The sequence below is a fragment of the Streptomyces niveiscabiei genome, from assembly GCF_001419795.1.
Taxonomy (GTDB): Bacteria; Actinomycetota; Actinomycetes; order Streptomycetales; family Streptomycetaceae; genus Streptomyces; species Streptomyces niveiscabiei.
The window spans coordinates 1-16,030 of record NZ_LIRL01000148.1 but is presented as its reverse complement, the minus strand read 5'-3'; the positions used below and the strand labels follow the sequence as shown (position 1 = coordinate 16,030).

At 70.5% G+C, this 16,030-nt stretch carries 11 protein-coding genes and 1 rRNA gene; 9 read left to right on the top strand and 3 right to left on the bottom strand.

Features of this window, described 5'->3' with window-relative positions:
* Positions 1-14: 14 nt before the first annotated feature.
* Positions 15-3,986, bottom strand: a complete 3,972-nt coding sequence (gene eccCa, locus AOK24_RS08035) for a type VII secretion protein EccCa (RefSeq protein ID WP_055719353.1) — start codon at positions 3,984-3,986, stop codon at positions 15-17.
* 273 nt (positions 3,987-4,259) lie between these two features.
* Here eccCa and eccD point away from each other — a divergent pair, with 273 nt between their 5' ends.
* The gene (gene eccD, locus AOK24_RS08030; RefSeq protein WP_055719352.1) at positions 4,260-5,747 is read left to right on the top strand and encodes a type VII secretion integral membrane protein EccD; all 1,488 of its coding nucleotides are present in this window, start codon (positions 4,260-4,262) and stop codon (positions 5,745-5,747) included.
* Positions 5,748-5,811: 64 nt separating this feature from the next.
* On the opposite strand, the gene AOK24_RS08025 is transcribed toward eccD, so the two are convergent.
* Positions 5,812-6,111, bottom strand: coding sequence for a DUF397 domain-containing protein (locus tag AOK24_RS08025; RefSeq protein ID WP_055719351.1), 300 nt, complete (start codon positions 6,109-6,111; stop codon positions 5,812-5,814).
* 268 nt (positions 6,112-6,379) lie between these two features.
* On the opposite strand from AOK24_RS08025, the gene rpsO reads away from it, so the two are divergent.
* From rpsO to AOK24_RS08000, 5 genes are all read left to right on the top strand, one after another.
* Positions 6,380-6,670, top strand: coding sequence for a 30S ribosomal protein S15 (gene rpsO, locus AOK24_RS08020; protein WP_055719350.1), 291 nt, complete (start codon positions 6,380-6,382; stop codon positions 6,668-6,670).
* A gap of 299 nt (positions 6,671-6,969) precedes the next feature.
* Entirely contained in the window at positions 6,970-9,189 is a 2,220-nt protein-coding gene (locus AOK24_RS08015; RefSeq protein WP_055719349.1) for a polyribonucleotide nucleotidyltransferase, read from the top strand.
* On the top strand, positions 9,186-10,565 hold the full coding sequence (locus AOK24_RS08010) for a M16 family metallopeptidase (RefSeq protein ID WP_055719348.1): 1,380 nt from the start codon (positions 9,186-9,188) through the stop codon (positions 10,563-10,565). Before AOK24_RS08015 ends, AOK24_RS08010 begins: the two co-directional genes overlap by 4 nt.
* A gap of 28 nt (positions 10,566-10,593) precedes the next feature.
* Positions 10,594-11,346 carry a 4-hydroxy-tetrahydrodipicolinate reductase gene (gene dapB / locus AOK24_RS08005; RefSeq protein ID WP_055719347.1) on the top strand — a complete coding sequence of 251 codons (753 nt, stop codon included), beginning with the start codon at positions 10,594-10,596 and terminating at the stop codon, positions 11,344-11,346.
* Between the two features lies 1 nt (position 11,347).
* Positions 11,348-11,788 carry a tetratricopeptide repeat protein gene (locus tag AOK24_RS08000; protein ID WP_055719346.1) on the top strand — a complete coding sequence of 147 codons (441 nt, stop codon included), beginning with the start codon at positions 11,348-11,350 and terminating at the stop codon, positions 11,786-11,788.
* 2 nt (positions 11,789-11,790) lie between these two features.
* Here the strand turns inward: AOK24_RS08000 and AOK24_RS07995 are convergent, their stop codons facing one another.
* The gene (locus AOK24_RS07995; RefSeq protein WP_055719345.1) at positions 11,791-12,330 is read right to left on the bottom strand and encodes a hypothetical protein; all 540 of its coding nucleotides are present in this window, start codon (positions 12,328-12,330) and stop codon (positions 11,791-11,793) included.
* A 274-nt stretch (positions 12,331-12,604) separates the two neighbouring features.
* Here AOK24_RS07995 and dapA point away from each other — a divergent pair, with 274 nt between their 5' ends.
* From dapA to AOK24_RS07980, 3 genes are all read left to right on the top strand, one after another.
* Positions 12,605-13,504, top strand: coding sequence for a 4-hydroxy-tetrahydrodipicolinate synthase (dapA, locus tag AOK24_RS07990; RefSeq protein ID WP_055719344.1), 900 nt, complete (start codon positions 12,605-12,607; stop codon positions 13,502-13,504).
* 149 nt (positions 13,505-13,653) lie between these two features.
* Complete coding sequence (locus AOK24_RS07985; protein WP_055719343.1) at positions 13,654-15,339, top strand: ribonuclease J; 1,686 nt, start codon at positions 13,654-13,656, stop codon at positions 15,337-15,339.
* A gap of 478 nt (positions 15,340-15,817) precedes the next feature.
* A 16S ribosomal RNA gene (locus AOK24_RS07980) occupies positions 15,818-16,030 on the top strand; the annotation flags it as partial.

Below are 16,030 nucleotides of genomic sequence, written 5' to 3'. Positions count from 1 at the left end.
CCCGTGAGGCCCCCTCAGTACGCCCCCTCCGGCAACCACCCCACCTGAGCCAACGGCTTCCCCCGCCGCCGGGACACGAACACGCCGCGCCCGGCCGGCATGGGCCGGGGCCGGACGCCCGCGAGGAGGTCGCCCTCCGTGGGATCGCCCGCCAGCACCATGCCCTGCGCGCCGAGTTCCTTCATGCGCTGCATGAAGGGTTCGTAGGCGGCGCGCCCGGCGCCGGCGGTGGAGCGGGCGATGATGAACCGCACTCCGACGTCACGGGCGAACGGGAGCAGTTCCGTCAGACCGGCGAGCGGGTTGCCGCTGGACGTGGAGACGAGGTCGTAGTCGTCGATGACGACGTACACGGTGGGCCCCCGCCACCAGCTGCGGTCCCGGAGCTGCTGAGCCGTCACGTCCGCGGTGGGCGTCCGCCGGGTCATCAGGTCGGCGAGGGCGGCCATGTGATGGTCCATGTTGTTGGACATGGGGATGTACTCGGCGAGGTGGGAGGCCGGCGTGACGTCGAGGAGGGAGCGCCGGTTGTCGACGACGAACAGCTTGCACTCGTCCCCGGCGTACCGCTGCGTGATCTGCTTGATGAGCAGCCGCAGCAGGTTGGACTTCCCGGACTCGCTCTCCCCGAAGACGAGGAAGAAGGGGTCCTGCTCGAAGTCGACGAAGACGGGCTCCAGGTTGTCCTCGTCGAGCGCGAAGGCGACCCCGCGCTGCGGGAACCGGTCCCCGCCGGGCAGCTCCTTCGCGGGGAACTCGCGCGGCAGCAGCCGCACCTCGGGCGCGGGGGAGGCGTGCCAGTGCCGGGTGACCTCGGTGGCGAGCGCCTGCGTCGCGTCGGACAGCTCCGTGCCGGACGTGAGCCCGTCGATGCGCGGCACGGCGGCCATGAAGTGCAGCTTGCCCGGCGTCTGCCCCCGCCCCGGCACCCCGGTGGGCACGTTCGCGGCGACCTTCCGGTCCAGCTCGGAGTCCATGGTGTCGCCGAGCCGCAGTTCGAGCCGGTTCATGAGGTGGTCCTTGAGCGACGACCGCACCTCCATGGACCGCGACGCCGTGAGGATGACGTGGACGCCGTACCCGAGCCCGCGCGCCGCGATGTCCAGCACGACGGCGTCCAGCGCCTCGTACTCCGTACGGAAGCTCCCCCACCCGTCGATGACGAGGAACACGTCCCCCCACGGCTGGTCGGCGACGGAGATGTCCCCGCGCGCCCGCCGGGTGCGGAAGTCGGCGATGGAGGGGATCCCGGCGGAGCGGAAGTACTCCTCGCGCCGGGTCAGCACGCCGTACACCTCGGCGACCGTACGCCGTACCCGCTCGGGATCGAGCCGGGAGGCGACGCCGCCGACGTGCGGCAGGCCCTCGACGGCCGACATGCCGCCGCCACCGAAGTCGAGGCCGTAGAACTGGACTTCGTGCGGGGTGTGGGTGAGCGCGAAGGAGGAGATGATCGCGCGCAGCAGCGTCGACTTCCCGGACTGCGGCCCGCCGACGATCTGCATGTGCCCGGCGGCCCCGGAGAAGTCCAGCCACAGCGGATCACGCCGCTGCTCGAAGGGTTTGTCGACGAGCCCGACGGGTACGACGAGCCGCCCGGCCCCCTCGTACCCCGGCTGGGTCAGCCCCCGGCCCTGCACGGCCGTGAGCCCCGGCAGCAGCGAGTCCAGCGACGGCGGGCTGTCCAGCGGGGGCAGCCACACCTGGTGCGCGGCGGGCCCCTGCGCTTCGAGCCGCCGCACGATCACGTCGAGCACGGTGTCGGCGAGCGCGTCGTCCACCTCGGGCTCGGCGCTGGTGCGCCGCTGCGCCACCTGCACATAGCTGACCGGCACCTCGGCGGCGGTGAACAGCACGGGCCGCCGGTCCACGAGCATCGGCCCCCCGGCGACGTCGGCCCGCTGCGGCCCGGACCGGTACACCCCGGACACGTACGCGGCCTTGAAGCGCAGCATCTCGTCCGTACCGAACTTCAGGAACCCGGAGCCGGGCACGTTCGGCAGCTCGTACGCGTCGGGCACCCCGAGCGCGGCCCGCGACTCGGCGGCGGAGAACGTCCGCAGCCCGATCCGGTACGACAGGTACGTGTCGAGCCCGCGCAGCCGCCCTTCCTCCAGGCGCTGCGAGGCCAGCAGCAGGTGCACGCCGAGCGAGCGGCCGATGCGCCCGATCTGCACGAACATCTCGATGAAGTCCGGCTTCGCGGAGAGCAGTTCGCTGAACTCGTCGATCACCAGCACGAGCGTCGGGATCGGCTGGAGCGCGGCACCGGCGGCCCGCGCCTTCTCGTAGTCGTGGATGTTGGCGTAGTTGCCCGCGTCGCGCAGCATCTCCTGGCGCCGGTTCAGCTCGCCGCTGATGGAGTCCCGCATGCGGTCGACGAGCGTGAGGTCGTCGGCGAGGTTGGTGATGACGGCCGCGACGTGCGGCATCTGCGCCATCCCGGCGAAGGTCGCCCCGCCCTTGAAGTCGGCGAGGACGAAGTTCAGCGTCTCCGAGGAGTGCGTGACCGCGAGCCCGAGGACGAGCGTGCGCAGCAGCTCCGACTTCCCGGACCCGGTGGCGCCGACGCACAGCCCGTGCGGGCCCATGCCCTCCTGCGCGGCCTCCTTGAGGTCGAGCATGACGGGCCGCCCGTCCTCGCCGACCCCGATCGGCACCCGCAGCCGCTCGGCGAGCGAGCGGGGCCGCCAGGTCCGCTTGGTGTCGACGGACGCCGCGTCGCCCAGGTTCAGCAGGTCGGTGAACTCCAGGTTGGCGAGCAGCGGCTCGTCGTCGTCCCCGCCGGACGCCATCCGCAGCGGCGCGAGCTGCCGGGCGAGCGCCTCGGCCGACTCCTGCGACAGCGCGTCGGGCGTCCCCTCGTACACCATCCCGCCGGGCCCGGACTCCAGCCGCAGCGAGTCGGGCCGTACGACGATGTCGAGCTCGCCGCCGGTCCCGGTCAGCTCCCCGGCGACGACCTCGACGACCGTCACGCCCTGGAGCCCCTCGGGGCCGGCCAGCACGGAGTTCGGCGGCAGGGAGATGCCGTCGAGGACGACGACCAGGTGGGGCAGGTCGGGCAGCGGCGCCGCGTTCGGGTGGAAGCGCGGCCGGCCCGTGAGGCGGGCGGCGAGCAGGTCCTCCAGCTCGGTGACGTCCGTGCCGATGAGCCGGCGGCTGCCCGCGCCGTCGACCGCGCCGGGCGCCTGCGTGTGGGGGAGCCACTTGGCCCACTCCCAGGCCGCCAGCTCCTCGCGGCCCGCCGCGACGACGAGGACCAGGTCCTCGGGGGAGTGCAGGGCGGCCAGCGAACCGGCCATCGCGCGCGCGGAGGACCGTACGCACCGCGGGTCGCCGCTGACCGTCACGTGGTAGAAGGCGCGCAGGGACACCGCCATCGGCAGGTCCTCCAGCGTGCTGTGCACGGCGATGAACCGCTGGAGGGCGCCCGCGGTCAGCGGCTCCAGCTGCTCGACGGGCGCGGTCTCCGGCGCGACCAGCGCGGTCGACAGGCCCTGGGCGCCGAGCCCGACCCGGACCTGCGCGAAGTCCTCGTCACCGGGACGGCGCTCCCACACCCGGCTGCCCTCGGCGACCAGCGCCCACAGCTGCTCGGGGGAGGGGTTCAGGAAGTACTGGGCGTCCCGCTGCGCCTTCGCGGTGGACTGCGCCGCGCGCCGGGTCTGCGCCAGGTAGGCCAGGTAGTCGCGGCGCAGGTCCGCGAGCTGCCCCTGCGAGCCGCGTCGGAAGCGCACCACCATCGCGACCGACATCGCGATCGTCGAGGCGATCATGACCATGCCCATGATCCTCATGAACGGCTGCCCGCTCGTGAAGAAGAAGACCACCGAACCGCCCATGCCGAGCGTCGGCAGCAACTGCATCAGCACGCTCTCCTGCGGCCCGCGCGGCAGCTCCGGCGGCGGCTGAAGCGCGACCTCCTGCGTGGGCACCTCGGACGGCAGCACCCGGGGCGGGCGCCGTACGACGATGTGGCTCACTGCTCCCCCAAGATTCACTGGCCGGCCTGCGAAGGGCCGCCGCGCGATCCTACTGACCCGGCCCGTGACGCCAGGGCGGTAGGGTGCCGGATGTTCGCGTGAGCACACACGAGCCGGGCCGGATGAACCGGGCGTTCCCGGCGATCCGGGCGGCGTACGGCCCCGTGGACCGCGCGAACGCACATGTGCGACCGCATTCCGCACCACCGCGCGAAACAGGGCGCGGAACCTTCACACCACAGGCGCGCAATCGTCACCGAGGGGGACCATCAGGTGAGCACCACGGCACCCGCCGCGACAGGAGCCGGCACGGGCACGGGGCTCGGCTACTGCCGCGTCACCATCGTCGCCCCCGACAGCCGCATCGACGTCGCCCTCCCCGACGACGTCCCCGTCGCCGACCTCTACCCCGAGGTCCTCAGACTCTCCCAGCAGAGCCCCGCCGAGGGCGCCCCCGTCGGCTACCACCTCGTCCGCCGCGACGGCACCGTCCTCGACAGCTCCCGCTCCTTCGCCGCCCAGCGCCTCCTCGACGGCGAGCTGCTCACCCTGCGCCCCTTCTCCGACTCCCTGCCCCCGGCCGTGTTCGACGACGTCTCCGAGGCCGTCGCCGCCGCCGTCACCAGCGAACGCACCCTGTGGGACGGCGACCTCACCCGCGCCGCCGGACTCGCCGGCGCCGGCGTCCTGTCCGCGCTGCTCGCCTTCGTCGCCTGGAGCGGCGACCCCCGCCACGACATGCACGGCCTGCCCGGCATCCTCTCCGGCGTCGCCGGGCTCCTCCTGCTCGTCCTCGGCTGCGTCCGCGCCCGCGTCTACGACGACCGCGCCTCCGCGATCGCGCTCGGCCTCGGCGCCCTGCCCAACGTCGGCGTCGCCGGCTCCGGACTCCTCCCGCTCACCGGCGGCGAGGGCATCGGCAAACTCCAGTTCCTGCTGGCCTGCGCGGCCGTCCTGGTCGCCGCCGTCGTCCTCACCCTCTGCTCGCCCAGCGGCGACGGCCCCTTCGTCGCCTTCGTCCTCGCCTCCGCCATCGGCCTGCTCGCCGTCTTCGCGGCCCTCCTCGCCAAGGACTGGACGCCCGCCGAGACCGGCGCCCTGTGCGCGCCCGTCGCCGTCGTCGGCCTCGCCTTCCTGCCCGGCCTCTCCATGCGCTTCGCCCGCCTGCCGATCGGCTTCGACGCCCCGAGCAGCGCCGCCCGCAGCCGCTACGAGACCGAGGCACCGGCGCCGGAACCCGTCGACGCCGAGCGCATCGCCGCCCGCGCCCGGCGCGGCCACGAACTCCTCGTCGGCCTCGTCGGCGGCTGCGCGGTCGTCGCCGTCGGCGCCGCCGCCGTCCTCGGCTTCTCCTCGAACGTCTGGGCCCAGCTCCTCGCCCTCGCCACCGGCGTCGCCCTGCTGATGCGCGCCCACCTCTTCCGCTACACCGCGCAGATCGCCCCGGTCGTCGCCGCCGGCCTCGCCTCCCTCGTCCTGCTCGGCCTCGGCCTCGCGCTGAACCCGCCCGTGTCGATCATCAGGGCGGCCCGCGACGGCGACCTCTCCGGCTACGACCTGCGCACGATCTGGCTCGTCGCCGCGACCGGCCTCGCGATCGCCCTCGTCACCACGGTCGGCCTCATGGTCTCCCGGGGCGGCCTCACCCCGTTCTGGGGGCGCTTCCTGGAGATCGCCGAGTCGTTCGTGCTGCTGACGCTCATCCCGCTGGCGCTGGCGGTGTTCGACGTGTACGCGACGGTGCGGTCCCTCACGAGTTGACGTCAGCACAGACAGAAGGGGGCCGGTGTGAACGTCACACCGACCCCCTTCTGTCTGTCCGGCCTCAGCCCTCCTGCGCCGCCAGCCCGCCGTTGCGCTCGGTCGGCTCCAGGTCGAACTCCCCGTCCCGGGCCCCCAGCACGAACGCCGTCCACTCGGCCTCCGTGTACCGCAGCACCGTGTCGTGGTCCAGGGACGACCGCATCGCGACGGCGCCGTCCGGCAGGTACGCGATCTCCACGCGCTCCTCGTGCTCCTCGGTACCCGGCGCGCAGTGCCACTCGACGCCGGAGATGTCGAGGGCGTACAACTCGTCCCGCTCCCGGTCCTTGCGGGCCTTGCGTTCCTCTTCGGTCTCGGCCATGACGGCTCGGGTCCTTTCCTTGGTGCCAACGGGCGTCACGGACACCCTACTTGCGGTGAATCCCCCTGGTAGAAGGTTCCCGCTGGTCACGCGCGCGACGGAAATCCGGCGGGGGCCGGGCCCGTACCCTGGTAGCCTTGGCTCGGCCGTCGCGTGCACACACCCTCACCGGGTGTCCCCGGCGGACCCGCCCAGGCGAGTAACCGAAGCTCCCCCGAGATTCCGACCGGGGGCACTCGCGGGCACCACACAGCATGAGGAGTACAGCGTGTCGCTCGACGCCGCAGTGAAGAAGCAGATCATCTCCGAGTTCGGTACCAAGGAGGGCGACACCGGCTCCCCCGAGGTCCAGGTCGCGCTGCTCTCCCGTCGGATCTCCGACCTGACGGAGCACCTCAAGACCCACAAGCACGACCACCACTCCCGCCGTGGCCTGCTGATCCTCGTCGGTCAGCGCCGCCGCCTTCTCCAGTACCTGGCGAAGAAGGACATCCAGCGCTTCCGTGCGCTGGTCGACCGCCTCGGCATCCGCCGCGGCGCGGCCGGCGGCGCGAAGTAGCACAGCGCGCAGGGAGCGGTTCCCGTGAACAGCGGGAGCCGCTCCTTTTGCTGTACGTAGAGACGGAAACGTGCGGAGTGTCACCACCCCTTTGTAGTGTGGTAGCACAACGCAGTACGCACTAGGAGAAGCGCACCCCGCCGCCGCCGGTCCTCGGTAGTGGCCCCCGGGCACTCGGCCCGGAGGCTTCGATCGAAGACCGGCCCGCACCGCACGGCGCGCTTCTCCACACCGTCCCCCTGTCACACGGACAGGACGGGACAAAAGACGAATACAGACGAGTAATGGAGAAAACGCTAGTGGAGAACGAGACCCACTACGCCGAGGCCGTCATCGACAACGGCGCCTTCGGCACCCGCACCATCCGCTTCGAGACCGGCCGCCTCGCCAAGCAGGCCGCCGGTTCCGCGGTGGCCTACCTGGACGACGACACGATGGTGCTGTCGGCCACCACGGCCTCCAAGAACCCCAAGGACCAGCTCGACTTCTTCCCCCTCACGGTGGACGTCGAGGAGCGGATGTACGCCGCCGGCAAGATCCCCGGCAGCTTCTTCCGCCGTGAGGGCCGCCCCTCCGAGGACGCGATCCTCACCTGCCGCCTGATCGACCGCCCGCTGCGCCCGTCCTTCAAGAAGGGCCTGCGCAACGAGATCCAGGTCGTCGCGACGATCATGGCCCTCAACCCCGACCACCTGTACGACGTCGTGGCGATCAACGCCGCCTCCGCGTCCACGCAGCTGGCCGGCCTGCCCTTCTCCGGCCCGATCGGCGGCGTCCGCGTCGCGCTGATCCGCGGCCAGTGGGTGGCCTTCCCGACGCACACCGAGCTCGAGGACGCCGTCTTCGACATGGTCGTCGCGGGCCGCACCCTGGAGGACGGCGACGTCGCGATCATGATGGTCGAGGCCGAGGCCACCGAGAAGACCATCCAGCTGGTCAAGGGCGGTGTCGAGGCCCCCACCGAGGAGGTCGTCGCGGCCGGCCTCGAAGCCTCGAAGCCGTTCATCAAGGTCCTGTGCAAGGCCCAGGCCGACCTCGCCGCCAAGGCCGCCAAGCCGACCGGCGAGTTCCCGATCTTCCTGGACTACCAGGACGACGTCCTGGAGGCGCTCTCCGCCGCCGTCCGCTCCGAGCTCGCCGCCGCGCTCACCATCGCCGGCAAGCAGGAGCGCGAGGCCGAGCTGGACCGCGTCAAGGGCCTCGCCGCCGAGAAGCTGCTCCCGCAGTTCGAGGGCCGCGAGAAGGAGATCTCCGCCGCCTACCGCTCCCTGACCAAGCAGCTCGTCCGCGAGCGCGTGATCAAGGACAAGAAGCGCATCGACGGCCGTGGCCTCACGGACATCCGTACGCTGGCCGCCGAGGTCGAGGCGATCCCGCGCGTGCACGGCTCCGCGGTGTTCGAGCGTGGCGAGACCCAGATCCTGGGCGTCACCACCCTCAACATGCTCCGCATGGAGCAGCAGCTGGACACCCTCTCCCCGGTGACCCGCAAGCGCTACATGCACAACTACAACTTCCCGCCGTACTCCACCGGCGAGACCGGCCGCGTCGGCTCCCCCAAGCGCCGCGAGATCGGCCACGGCGCCCTCGCCGAGCGCGCCCTCGTCCCGGTCCTGCCGACCCGCGAGGAGTTCCCCTACGCGATCCGCCAGGTCTCCGAGGCGCTCAGCTCCAACGGCTCGACGTCCATGGGCTCGGTCTGCGCCTCCACGATGTCCCTGCTGAACGCCGGTGTGCCCCTCAAGGCCCCGGTCGCCGGCATCGCCATGGGCCTCATCTCCCAGGACATCGACGGCGAGACGCACTACGTCACCCTCACCGACATCCTCGGTGCGGAGGACGCCTTCGGCGACATGGACTTCAAGGTCGCCGGCACCAAGGAGTTCGTGACGGCCCTCCAGCTCGACACGAAGCTCGACGGCATCCCCGCCTCCGTCCTGGCCGCCGCCCTCAAGCAGGCCCGTGACGCCCGCCTCCACATCCTCGACGTGATGATGGAAGCGATCGACACGCCGGACGAGATGTCCCCCAACGCCCCGCGGATCATCACCGTCAAGATCCCCGTGGACAAGATCGGCGAGGTCATCGGCCCGAAGGGCAAGATGATCAACCAGATCCAGGAGGACACCGGCGCCGAGATCACGATCGAGGACGACGGCACCATCTACATCGGTGCCTCCGACGGCCCGGCCGCCGAGGCCGCCCGCACCACGATCAACTCGATCGCCAACCCGACCATGCCGGAGGTCGGCGAGCGCTACCTGGGTACGGTCGTCAAGACCACCACCTTCGGCGCGTTCGTCTCCCTGCTCCCCGGCAAGGACGGCCTGCTGCACATCTCGCAGATCCGCAAGCTCGCCGGCGGCAAGCGCGTGGAGAACGTCGAGGACGTCCTCGGCGTCGGCGCCAAGGTCCAGGTCGAGATCGCCGAGATCGACTCCCGAGGCAAGCTCTCCCTGATCCCCGTGGTCGAGGGCGAAGACGCTTCTGACGACCAGAAGGACGACACCGACAAGTGACGTCGAGCAGTTCTGTGACGACGGCCCGCGCCTCCTCGAAGGCGCGGGCCGTCGCCCGTACCCAAACCCTGATCACCGGGGAGAACGGCATCGGCACGGTCCGCAAGACCACCCTCCCGGGCGGCCTGCGCATCGTCACCGAGACCCTCCCCTCCGTCCGCTCCGCGACCTTCGGCATCTGGGCGCACGTCGGCTCCCGCGACGAGACCCCGTCCCTGAACGGCGCCACGCACTACCTGGAGCACCTCCTCTTCAAGGGGACGGCCCGGCGCAGCGCGCTCGACATCTCCGCCGCGCTCGACGCGGTCGGCGGCGAGATGAACGCGTTCACCGCCAAGGAGTACACGTGCTACTACGCACGCGTCCTCGACACCGACCTCCCCCTCGCCATCGACGTCGTCTGCGACATGCTGACCGGCTCCCTGATCCGCGAGGAGGACGTCGACGTCGAACGCGGCGCCATCCTCGAAGAGATCGCGATGACCGAGGACGACCCCGGCGACTGCGTCCACGACCTCTTCGCCCACACGATGTTCGGCGACACCCCCCTCGGCCGCCCCGTCCTCGGCACGGTCGACACGGTCAACGCCCTCACCGCCGACCGCGTCCGCCGCTTCTACAAGAAGCACTACGACCCCACCCACCTGGTCGTCGCCGCGGCCGGCAACATCGACCACGACGACGTCGTACGCCAGGTCCGCGCGGCCTTCGAGAAGGCGGGCGCCCTCAAGAACCTGGACGCCACCCCGATCGACCCGCGCGACGGGAAGCGCACGATCCGCACCGCCGGACGCGTCGAACTGACCGGCCGCAAGACCGAGCAGGCCCACGTCGTCCTCGGCATGCCGGGCCTGGCCCGCACCGACGACCGCCGCTGGGCGCTCGGCGTCCTCAACACGGCCCTCGGCGGCGGCATGTCCTCGCGCCTCTTCCAGGAGGTCCGCGAGAAGCGGGGGCTGGCGTACAGCGTCTACTCGTACACCTCCGGGTTCGCCGACTGCGGCCTGTTCGGCGTGTACGCGGGCTGCCGGCCCTCGCAGGTCCACGACGTCCTGAAGATCTGCCGCGACGAACTCGACCAGGTCGCCCGCGACGGCCTCACGGACGACGAGATCACCCGCGCCATCGGCCAGCTCCGCGGCTCCACCGTCCTCGGTCTGGAGGACACCGGCGCGCTGATGAACCGCATCGGCAAGAGCGAGCTGTGCTGGGGCGACCAGATGTCCGTCGACGACATGCTGAACCGCATCGCGTCGGTCACCCCGGACGACGTCCGCGCGGTGGCCCGCGCCATCCTGGGACAGCGACCGTCCCTGTCGGTCATCGGCCCACTGAAGGACAAACAGGCGGCCCGCCTGCACGACGCCGTCGCATAACCCCTCCCCGCTCGAAGGAAGCACGAACATGAGCAAGCTGCGCGTGGCGGTCCTCGGCTCCCAGGGCCGCATCGGCTCCGAGGCCGTCAAGGCCGTCGAGGCCGCCGAGGACATGGAGCTGGTGGCCACCCTCGCCCGTGGCGACCGACTGGAGACCCTGGCCGAGACCGGCGCCCAGGTCGCCGTCGAACTCACCACCCCCGCCTCGGTGATGGGCAACCTCGACTTCTGCGTACGGCACGGCATCCACGCCGTCGTCGGTACGACCGGCTGGACCGACGACCGCCTCGCACAGCTTCGGACCTGGCTCGACCAGTCCCCGCGGACCGGTGTCCTGATCGCCCCGAACTTCTCCATCGGCGCGGTCCTCACCATGAAGTTCGCCCAGCTCGCCGCCCCGTACTTCGAGTCGGTCGAGGTCGTCGAACTCCACCACCCGAACAAGGTCGACGCCCCCTCCGGCACCGCCGCCCGCACCGCCCAGCTCATCGCCGAGGCCCGCGCGAAGGCCGGTACGGCCCCGGCACCCGACGCGACGGTGACGGCCCTGGACGGCGCGCGCGGCGCCGACGTCGACGGCGTACCCGTCCACTCGGTGCGGCTGCGCGGCCTGCTCGCGCACCAGGAGGTCCTCCTCGGCGGCGAGGGGGAGACCCTGACGATCCGCCACGACTCCCTCCACCACAGCAGCTTCATGCCGGGCATCCTCCTGGGCGCCCGCCGCGTGGTGTCGACGCCCGGCATCACCTTCGGCCTGGAGCACTTCCTGGACCTCGGCTGACATGCGCGCCAAGCTCTCGTACGCCGTCACGGCCGCCGTCCTGCTCTTCTACTTCGCGCTGGTCGGCAGCCGTGGCGTCATGCTCATCCAGACCGGCACCCTCCTGACGGTCACCTTCGGCGTCGCCGTCCTGATCCTCCCGGTCATCGGCCTCTGGTTCCTGTGGAAGAACACCCAGTTCGTCCGCAAGGCCAACGCGCTGGCCGAGAAGCTGGAGGCGGAGGGCGGCCTCCCGGTCGACGAACTCAGACGCACCCCGTCCGGCCGTATCGACCGCGACTCGGCTGACGAGGTCTTCGAGAAGCGCAAGGCGGAGACGGAGGCGGCCCCGGACGACTGGCGGAGCTGGTTCCGCCTGGCGGTGGCCTACCACGACGCGCGGGACACCCCGAGGGCGCGCAAGGCGATGCAGAGGGCGATAGCGCTGCACGACGGGGCGTGAGGTCAGCGGTTCTCCGCGGCCCACGCCTCCACCGTGTCGGCAGCCCGCTCGAACGCCTGCGCGCGGGCCAGGAAATCCGCGTTGTGGCTGGTCAGCAACACAGCCTCGCCCTCCGCCCCGCGCCGAGACAGCACCAGCGCCTGCCCCTGCACCGTCCGCGGCACCCCCAGCCAGCGCACCGGCTGCTGCACCGTCCGGACCCCGCTCACGTCACTCCACGCGACGGTCCGCGTCACGAGGAACCCGACGTGCCGAAGCCCCCGCGCGCTCACCCACACCCCCATCCGCAGCAACCTCAGCGCGCAGGCGATGACGACCGCGGCGGTGACGAACACCCCGAGGGCCCCGGACAGGGACCCGGTGAGCGCGATCAGCACCGCCGCGAACAGCACGAACGACGCGACGAGCAGCGCCACCGCCGCCACCCCGACCCGCCAGGGCCCGGGACGGTAGGGCCGCCGCCACCGCTCCCGGTCGACGAAGGGCAACGCCTCCTCGACCGTCTCGAAGGTGCGCTCGGCCGTCAGGAAGGGCAGGGGCACGACTGGTCCTCACTCGCTGTGCACAGGGGGCTGTGCCGGTGAGGCTATCCGACGCCGGCTTCCCGAAGCCGTCGGCGTGCACGCGGGCACAGATGTACGGATCAGCCGAGCGAAGTGTCCGTATTGCGGCATTTAGCGAAGTTCATCTAGCCTGATCAAACGGACCCGGCACTGCTTGAACCCCCGAGCAGGCAGTGCCGGGCTCCTCTTTTGTCATGACTTTTCCCCGGACCGAGGGCAGACCGCGCGATGTACACCGAGTAGCGTGTAACCCATGGCTCCGACCTCCACTCCGCAGACCCCCTTCGGGCGGGTCCTCACCGCCATGGTCACGCCGTTCACGGCTGACGGCGCGCTCGACCTCGACGGCGCTCAGCGACTCGCCGCCCACCTGGTGGACGCCGGCAACGACGGCCTGGTCGTCAACGGCACCACCGGCGAGTCCCCGACCACGTCGGACGCGGAGAAATCGGACCTGGTACGAGCCGTCCTGGAGGCCGTCGGAGACCGCGCCCACGTCATCGCCGGCGTCGGCACCAACGACACCCACCACAGCGCGGAACTGGCCAGGGCCGCCGAGAAGACCGGCGCCCACGGCCTCCTCGTCGTCACCCCGTACTACAACAAGCCCCCGCAGGAGGGCCTGTACCGCCACTTCACGACCGTGGCGGACGCGACCGGCCTGCCGGTCATGCTCTACGACATCCCCGGCCGCAGCGGCGTCCCGATCACCACGGACACCCTGGTCAGACTCGCCGAGCACCCCCGGATCGTCGCCAACAAGGACGCCAAGGGCGACCTCGGCGCCGCGAGCTGGGCCATCGCCCGCTCCGGCCTCGCCTGGTACTCGGGCGACGACATGCTCAACCTCCCCCTACTCTCTGTAGGAGCGGTCGGCTTCGTCTCCGTCGTCGGCCACGTCGTCACCCCCGAACTCCGCGCGCTGGTCGACGCGTACACCTCGGGCGACGTACAGAAGGCGGCCGAGATCCACCACCGGCTCCTGCCCGTCTTCACCGGCGTCTTCCGCACCCAGGGCGTCATGACCACCAAGGCCGCGCTCGCCCTCCAGGGCCTGCCCGCCGGACCGCTGCGCTCGCCCATGGTCGAGTGCTCCGCCGAAGAGATCGCCCAGCTCAAGCTCGATCTCGCCGCGGGCGGGGTACAGCTCTGACAACAGACTTCACAACTGAATCCCCATAACCGAACAGGAAACGGAACGGGCCACGAGAGCCCGCCGTCAACACCGACAACTGCGTAAGCACGAACGTCACACGCGCCACGTGCCCCTGGCACGTGGCGTGTCGTGGTGAGGAGAGTCTTTTGAGTCATCCGCATCCCGAACTGGGCTCACCCCCGCCGCTCGCGAAGGGCGGCCTCCGGGTCACCCCGCTCGGCGGTCTCGGCGAGATCGGCCGGAACATGACCGTCTTCGAGTACGGCGGCCGACTGCTGATCGTCGACTGCGGAGTGCTCTTCCCCGAGGAGGAGCAGCCCGGGATCGACCTGATCCTGCCGGACTTCTCGTCCATCAGGGACCGCCTCGACGACATCGAGGGCATCGTCCTGACACATGGCCACGAGGACCACATCGGCGGTGTCCCCTTCCTCCTGCGGGAGAAGCCGGACATCCCCCTGATCGGCTCCAAGCTGACCCTCGCGCTCATCGAGGCCAAGCTCCAGGAGCACCGCATCCGCCCGTACACCCTTGAGGTGGCCGAGGGGAACCGCGAACGCATCGGCCCCTTCGACTGCGAGTTCGTCGCCGTCAACCACTCCATCCCGGACGCGCTGGCCGTCGCCATCCGCACCCCGGCGGGCATGGTCGTCCACACCGGCGACTTCAAGATGGACCAGCTCCCGCTGGACGGCCGCCTCACCGACCTGCACGCCTTCGCCCGGCTCAGCGAGGAGGGCATCGACCTGCTCCTCGCCGACTCGACGAACGCCGAGGTCCCGGGGTTCGTCCCGCCCGAGAAGGACATCTCCAACGTCCTGCGGCAGGTCTTCGCCAACGCGAGCAAGCGGATCATCGTGGCGAGCTTCGCCAGCCACGTCCACCGCATCCAGCAGATCCTGGACGCGGCCCACGAGTACGGCCGCCGGGTCGCCTTCGTCGGCCGCTCGATGGTCCGCAACATGGGCATCGCCCGCGACCTCGGCTACCTGAAGGTCCCGCCGGGCCTGGTCGTCGACGTCAGGACCCTCGACGACCTGCCGGACCACCAGGTGGTCCTGGTCTGCACGGGCTCCCAGGGCGAACCCATGGCCGCCCTCTCCCGGATGGCCAACCGCGACCACCAGATCCGCATCGTCGACGGCGACACGGTCATCCTGGCCTCGTCCCTCATCCCCGGCAACGAGAACGCGGTCTACCGCGTGATCAACGGCCTCACCCGCTGGGGCGCCAACGTCGTCCACAAGGGCAACGCCAAGGTCCACGTCTCGGGCCACGCCTCGGCCGGCGAGCTGCTGTACTTCTACAACATCTGCCGCCCGAAGAACCTGATGCCGGTCCACGGCGAATGGCGCCACCTGCGCGCCAACGCGGAACTGGGCGCCATGACCGGCGTCCCCCACGACCGCATCGTCATCGCCGAGGACGGCGTCGCCGTCGACCTCATCGAGGGCAAGGCCAAGATCTCCGGCAAGGTCCAGGCGGGGTACGTGTACGTCGACGGCCTCTCCGTCGGCGGAGTGGGCGAACCGGCGCTGAAGGACCGCAAGATCCTCGGCGACGAGGGCATCATCTCGGTCTTCGTGGTCGTCGACTCCTCCACCGGCAAGATCACCGCGGGCCCGCACATCCAGGCCCGTGGCTCCGGCATCGACGACTCGGCGTTCGACGGGGTGCTCCCGAAGATCAACGAGGTCCTGGAGCGGTCGGCCCAGGACGGCGTCGTCGAACCCCACCAGCTCCAGCAGCTCATCCGGCGGACGCTGGGCAAGTGGGTCTCCGACACGTATCGGCGCAGGCCGATGATCCTGCCGGTCGTGGTCGAGGTCTGACCTCCGGCGGAGCCAACTGGGAGCGGGGCGCCTCGATTTGCATCGAGGCGCCCCGCTCCAGTACGTTTACGACTCCACCTCGCAGGGAACCCGACTCGGGCCCGAGGGGGTGGGAAATCCGGCTCAGAACTTCTGATAAAGTCGGAACCGCCGGAAAGGAAACCGCGAAACAAAAGCGGGGAACTGGAAAGCACCGAGGAAATCGGATCGGAAAAAGATCTGATAGAGTCGGAAACGCAAGACCGAAGGGAAAAGCCCGGAGGAAAGCCCGAGAGGGTGAGTACAAAGGAAGCGTCCGTTCCTTGAGAACTCAACAGCGTGCCAAAAATCAACGCCAGATTAGTTGATACCCCGTCCCCGGCCGATGGCCGAGGATGAGGTTCCTTTGAAACAAACACAGCGAGGACGCTGTGAACGAGAGGATCATTCCTCCTCTCGTTCCGCTCTTCTGTGTTGTGCACCCGATCACGGGTAAACATTCACGGAGAGTTTGATCCTGGCTCAGGACGAACGCTGGCGGCGTGCTTAACACATGCAAGTCGAACGATGAAGCCCTTCGGGGTGGATTAGTGGCGAACGGGTGAGTAACACGTGGGCAATCTGCCCTTCACTCTGGGACAAGCCCTGGAAACGGGGTCTAATACCGGATATCACTCCTGCCTGCATGGGCGGGGGTCGAAAGCTCCGGCGG